Annotated in this window: 8 protein-coding genes and 1 pseudogene; 4 read left to right on the top strand and 5 right to left on the bottom strand. The window is 66.0% G+C overall.

Going from position 1 to position 5109, the window contains the following annotated elements; genetic code table 11:
* Positions 1-327 (bottom strand): annotated as a pseudogene (locus GJ629_RS14155) (pyridoxal-phosphate dependent enzyme); the annotation flags it as partial.
* Positions 328-449: 122 nt separating this feature from the next.
* On the bottom strand, positions 450-1088 hold the full coding sequence (locus tag GJ629_RS14160; protein ID WP_157513613.1) for a helix-turn-helix domain-containing protein: 639 nt from the start codon (positions 1086-1088) through the stop codon (positions 450-452).
* 100 nt (positions 1089-1188) lie between these two features.
* Here GJ629_RS14160 and GJ629_RS14165 point away from each other — a divergent pair, with 100 nt between their 5' ends.
* The 4 genes from GJ629_RS14165 to GJ629_RS14180 all read left to right on the top strand — a co-directional run bounded on the left by GJ629_RS14165 (position 1189) and on the right by GJ629_RS14180 (position 3437).
* Positions 1189-1617 (top strand): dCTP deaminase, encoded by a 429-nt coding sequence (locus GJ629_RS14165; protein ID WP_157513614.1) that lies wholly within the window; start codon positions 1189-1191, stop codon positions 1615-1617.
* Between the two features lie 45 nt (positions 1618-1662).
* On the top strand, positions 1663-2049 hold the full coding sequence (locus GJ629_RS14170; protein ID WP_157513615.1) for a 30S ribosomal protein S6e: 387 nt from the start codon (positions 1663-1665) through the stop codon (positions 2047-2049).
* On the top strand, positions 2050-2484 hold the full coding sequence (locus GJ629_RS14175; RefSeq protein ID WP_157513616.1) for a hypothetical protein: 435 nt from the start codon (positions 2050-2052) through the stop codon (positions 2482-2484).
* Between the two features lie 77 nt (positions 2485-2561).
* Positions 2562-3437 carry a CheF family chemotaxis protein gene (locus tag GJ629_RS14180; RefSeq protein ID WP_157513617.1) on the top strand — a complete coding sequence of 292 codons (876 nt, stop codon included), beginning with the start codon at positions 2562-2564 and terminating at the stop codon, positions 3435-3437.
* On the opposite strand, the gene GJ629_RS14185 is transcribed toward GJ629_RS14180, so the two are convergent.
* From GJ629_RS14185 to GJ629_RS17295, 3 genes are all read right to left on the bottom strand, one after another.
* Entirely contained in the window at positions 3438-4295 is an 858-nt protein-coding gene (locus GJ629_RS14185) for a CheF family chemotaxis protein (RefSeq protein WP_157513618.1), read from the bottom strand.
* A 34-nt stretch (positions 4296-4329) separates the two neighbouring features.
* Positions 4330-4821 carry a HEAT repeat domain-containing protein gene (locus GJ629_RS17290; protein WP_231754646.1) on the bottom strand — a complete coding sequence of 164 codons (492 nt, stop codon included), beginning with the start codon at positions 4819-4821 and terminating at the stop codon, positions 4330-4332.
* A 5-nt stretch (positions 4822-4826) separates the two neighbouring features.
* Positions 4827-5109 (bottom strand): HEAT repeat domain-containing protein (locus tag GJ629_RS17295; protein ID WP_231754647.1); only part of this gene is annotated, 283 nt, incomplete at its 5' end.

Below are 5109 nucleotides of genomic sequence, written 5' to 3' on the forward strand. Positions count from 1 at the left end.
AGTTCGAGGTCGGCGCGAGGGCGGCGAGCAACTGCCGTCGCTCCTCGCTCATCGACGACGCATCGTGAGCACGAGGTCGTGCCCGCGGGCGGCACAGACGGCCGCCAGCCCGATGCCGGTGTTACCGCTCGTCGGTTCGACGACGACGGTATCGTCGGTTATCTCGCCGGCCTCCTCGGCGGTGGTGATCATCTCGCGAGCGATGCGGTCTTTGACCGAGTAGGGGTTGAACGACTCCAGTTTGAGCAGGAGGTTCGGGGCGAACCCCTCCGCCCGTACCAGCGGTGTCTCGCCGATCAACTCCGTCACGTCCGATGCGACGTTCATGTACTCCATCGTCTTTCGAGGGCGACCGTAACGAACCGCCAAACCTCTCGGGGTCTTCTTGCACCGGCGACGACGCTGGCTCGCGGTCAGCATCGAACCGTCCGAAAACAGGTCGGCCCGCGTCACGTCGCCAGCAGGTCGTCCATCAGCGTCGACTGGGCGGCAGCGAGGTGTTCGGTGAACGTCGAGACGTCGATGTCGAGGTGGTCGGCGACTTCGGTGGCGTTTGCCTTCCGCGGCGAGGCGAAGTATCCCATCTCGTAGGCCGTCGAGAGGACCTCGCGCTGGCGGTCGGTGAGTCGCCCGCGGTCGACGGGGACGATGTCGGCGTCGTCGGTCTGGCCGTCGACACGCAGGAGGTACTGGACGCTGACGCTGCCGAAGCGGTCCCGCAGCGTCTCGATGACGTCGCGCAACTCCGCGCGTGAGGAGAGGTGTAAGGTCACGACGAGCGATCCGTCCTCGGCGCGGACGTCCGAGATGGGGAACGACTCGCCTTCGACGTACTCACAGAGACACGGGCCCGGGTCGCGCTCGAACCGATAGACGCTGGTCGAGTCGTAGTCGAAGACGTCCGTCACCGGCGCGTCGACCGCCTCGGCGTCGAGGTCGCTGCTCGCGGTGAACTCCTCGGTGACGGTTCCCTCGCTCTGTCTGGCCCACGATATCGACGTTATCGTCTCGTCCGTCTCCTCGGAGGCGGCCGCGACGGGGCAGGCCTCCAGCGACGGTATCTCGAGGGCCGCGCGCAACCCGGACATTGTACCAGACAGTATCGACTACAGTATCAAAACCACCCCTACGCTTCCCAGCGAGTGAAAACGGCCCGGGACTTTTGGCGTTGCCCGCCGAGTCCCCGATATGGAGTACACGGCGTTCGTCGAGGACCTGCTCCACGAACCGACACAGACCGAGGGCCGCGGCCTCGATCTGACGGCCGCCGAGGTATACGAGATAACTGACCCGGGCCGGGTCGACTTCGGCGGCGGCGAACTGACTGACGCGGGACTGACGCCTCACGACCGGACGTACCGCGACGAGGACGACGACTACGAGTGGTGGCACCTCGACGCCGGCCAGTACCTGCTGTCGTACAACGAGTCGCTGTCGCTGCCAGCGGACACGGCGCTGACCGTCCAACCGCGCGAGGAACTGCTCGCTCGCGGGGCGAGTCATCCGACGCTGTCGGTCACCGAACTGTCCCCGGTGCCGCTGTCGGTCGGCGGTGCCGGACTGAAACTCAAGGAGAACGCTCGCGTCTCGACGGTAGTCGACGCCGGCCGGCGCTGAACGCGCTTCGACGGGCTTTTTATGCACGACTGGCAGGATACGGGTATGGCAGACTTCACTATCGCCGTGGCCGACCCCGAGGACGGTCGGACCTATCAGGTCGACGTGGACGGACAGGACGCCAACCGGTTTCTCAGCCGCGAACTCGGTGACGAGGTCGACGGCAGCGCCGTCGGTCTCGACGGTTTCACGCTGGAACTGACCGGCGCGTCCGACACCGCCGGTCGGCCGCTCCGAGACGACGTCGCCGGCCCGAACCTCAAGTCCATCCTGCTTGAGGGTGGCGTCGGCTACAAGCCGAGCCGAGACGGCGAGCGCAAGCGCGTGACCGTCCGCGGCCGCGAGGTCAGCGAGGACGTCCGACAGATCAACGCCAAGATCGTCGACCACGGCGGCGACGACGTCGCGGACCTTCTGGGCGACGACGAGTAGATGGGCGAGCGCGTTCCGAGCGACCACGACACCGTCAGTAGCTACCGGATCCCCGTCGAGTCAGTCGGCCGCACCTCGCGGCTCCGACTCGCCCTTCCGTCGGCGGTGCCGGTCGCGGCCGGCGACGTACTCAGACTCACCCTCGACGGCCGGGACGCCCACGCGCAGGTCACCGACGGCATCGAGGGCGGCCTGCAGGTGCGCGGTGCCTACGACAACGCCCGACTGGCCCGCGAGACCGACGCCGATGCGACCGACCGCCTCCGGGAGTGGCTGTCGGCGGCCGACCGCTCGGCCGGCCAGTCGGTGTTGCTCGACGAACTCGTCGCTGGGGACCACTACGGCCTCAGAGCGCCGGGCGAGCGCGTCGTCTACACGGTCAAGCGGTCGCCAAGCGGTTCGCTGTCCGACATCGCCGAGGACCTCGGCGAGTGACCCGCGGTCGCCGTTTTCGTGCCTGATACCGGCGCGAAACCACTAAGCCTCGCCCCGACAAAGTGACACCAACGCCTATGTCGGAATCGGTGGTCGCGGACTTCGTCGGGACGTTCAACACCCAACAGTCCGCCGGCAGCGAACCAACGCGCGGTCGCATCCTCCTCAGCAGGCAGCGACTGGTGTTGGCCGCCGACGACGGCAAGATTCAGATCCCCGTCGAGAACATCTTCGACGTCGCCGTCGGGCAGGTCCCCGACGACCTCGGGGATTTCTTCTCGGCGACGGTCACCATCGCGTTCCGGACGCAGGGCCGCCAGCAGGTGGCGGCCGTCGAGGGCGACGACGAGAAGATAGAGAAGTTCACGAACGTCCTGTTCAAGGTCCTGCTCAACGGGACGGAGATGACAGTCAAACACCCGGCGCGGGTCGGCGGCCGCGTCACGGGCGAGGAGTTCACGCCGGCGAAACTGTTCCTCAAACCCGGCGAGGTCGAGTTCCGCCGCCGCGGCGAGGACGTCACGGTCCGGCTAGCGACCGTCACGGGCTTCGAGCGCCTCGAACGGGAGATAGCCGGTTCCAAGCGGCCGGTGCTGGCCGTCAAACATATGCAGGGCGGACGGTCGGTCCTCTCGCTTGCCGCCCTGCCGTCCGAGCAGAAGATGAACGTCTTCGGCCGCTACCTTCGGATGGAGTACAGCGACGTGGTCACCGATCTTCAGGACATCGACCTCGGCGAGGACGAGACGGAACTGCTCGTCACCATCTACTCGACGGGCGATATGGAGGGTATCCCGCTGGCGGACATCCTCGATATGGAAGCCAGCGAGGTCACGTTGCTGTTGAACCGCCTCGCGGAGAAAGACCTCATCGTCGACAGCGAGACAGGGACGAAGATCACGCCACGGGGTCGGGTCGTCGTCAACAACCACCTCGAAGACGTCAACGAGTAGCTACTGGTTCTCCATCACTTCGCTGGCGATGTTGCGTCCGCGGGCCTGTAGGGAAATCTCCCGACGGGTCCGGACCTCCTCGAGCAGCCCCGACTCGACGAGGTCGTCGAATATCTCCTCGACTCGCTCGACGTCCATCCCGACGAAATCGGGGATCTTGAACGGCGAAACGCCCGAGTACAGCGCCATCAACACCTCGAACTCTTCTTCGGTGAGATCGGTGTCCGCGGCCTCGCGGCCACTGGTGACGAGGCCGGCCAGGACGCCGACGACCCGCGTCGGCCCGGAGATGTGCGTCTGGACGACGGCCTCCTCGACGGAGTGTTCGATCTCGACGACGCGGCGTTCCTCGCCCAGCACCGTCCGTTCGGTGGTCTCGACGGCCCCCACGTCGTCGAGTTCGATCTCGACGAAGGTGCCGCTTGAGATGGCCAGATCGACCGTCTCTTCGCCCAGTTTCAGGCGGGCCTTCTCCCACTCGACCTCCTGGACGACACCGCCTTTGACTGCGGGGTATTTGACGAGGACGACCTGCTGGTCCAGCACTGCGCCGTACAGTTTCTCCTCGAAGCTCTCCTGGTCTTTCGGGGAGATCAACAGCACGTCCTGATCGAACTGGATCGAGAGGTAGTTCGACACCGACGCGACGGCCTCGTTGACGTTCTCTCGGCTCTTGATCGAGGTGAGTTTCGACAGCGGGATGGTCCGCTTGCCCTCGTTGGTGGCGATGATCAGCCGCTTGTTCGAGAGGAGAAACCGGCCGGTCTGCCACTCGGCACCACCGGCTTTGCGGCCGTCGGCGACGACCTGCATAAACTTCCCCGGACTGTCGGCCAGTTTCTGTTCGCCGCCGCTCATCTCTCTCTAGTTGCAGTTACAGGCGTATAACTGTTCACAGCACGTCACCCGCGCTCCCACCGAGTTTCGACACCGCTGAGAACGCCCGTTTCCGTAGCTGTTCGTCCTCGGTATCGTCGATCAGCGACTCCAACGCTTCCCGGGAGTCCTCCCCGCCGACCTTCCCGAGCGTGAAGATAGCCTGCGACCGTACCTGTGTCGATCGGTCGTCGTCCTCGACGACCTCGAGCAGGTGTTTCTCGACGGTCTCGCCGTCCAGTTCGGCGAGGCTGGTCGCCGCGAACTGGCCCGTCATCTGGTCGTCGTCGTCCATACAGTCGACCAGCGCCTCGATGACGCGCTCGTGGTCGCCGTCGGTGACTCGGCCCAAAAGCCACGCGGTGTTGCGCCGCTGTGCGGTCTGGGTGCTCTCCTCCAGTATCTCGACCAGCGGGACGACGACCGTCGCGTCGTCGGTCGCCGAGAGTTCGTCGACGATTTCCTCCCGTATCTGGTGGCTCTTGTCGGTGGGGACGTTCGAGAGCAACTCGATCAGCGAGTAGACTGCGTCCGGCGGACCGTCGGCGAGTCGTCGTCCAGTGCGTCGACGAGGTGTTCGACCGGTTTGCCGCTGTCGAAGTTACCGAACGCGCCGATGGCGACCCGGCGGACGCGCTCGTCGCCGTCGTCGTAGAGGGCGAGCAGCGCCGACAGCGCCTGTCGGTTGCCGATCATCCCCAGCGCCTCGGCGGCCTCCCGGCGGACGCTGGCGTTCCCGTCCGTCAGCAGGGCCTCGAGCGGGGAACACGCCCGCGGGTCGGCTATCTTCCCGAGG

This window comes from Halapricum sp. CBA1109 (genome assembly GCF_009741825.1).
GTDB lineage: Archaea > Halobacteriota > Halobacteria > Halobacteriales > Haloarculaceae > Halapricum.

Coding starts and splice junctions, on each gene's coding strand:
- GJ629_RS14160 (WP_157513613.1), bottom strand. CDS start 1,088: ATGTCCGGGTTGCGCGCGGCCCTCGAGATACCGTCGCTGGAGGCCTGC.
- GJ629_RS14165 (WP_157513614.1), top strand. CDS start 1,189: ATGGAGTACACGGCGTTCGTCGAGGACCTGCTCCACGAACCGACACAG.
- GJ629_RS14170 (WP_157513615.1), top strand. CDS start 1,663: ATGGCAGACTTCACTATCGCCGTGGCCGACCCCGAGGACGGTCGGACC.
- GJ629_RS14175 (WP_157513616.1), top strand. CDS start 2,050: ATGGGCGAGCGCGTTCCGAGCGACCACGACACCGTCAGTAGCTACCGG.
- GJ629_RS14180 (WP_157513617.1), top strand. CDS start 2,562: ATGTCGGAATCGGTGGTCGCGGACTTCGTCGGGACGTTCAACACCCAA.
- GJ629_RS14185 (WP_157513618.1), bottom strand. CDS start 4,295: ATGAGCGGCGGCGAACAGAAACTGGCCGACAGTCCGGGGAAGTTTATG.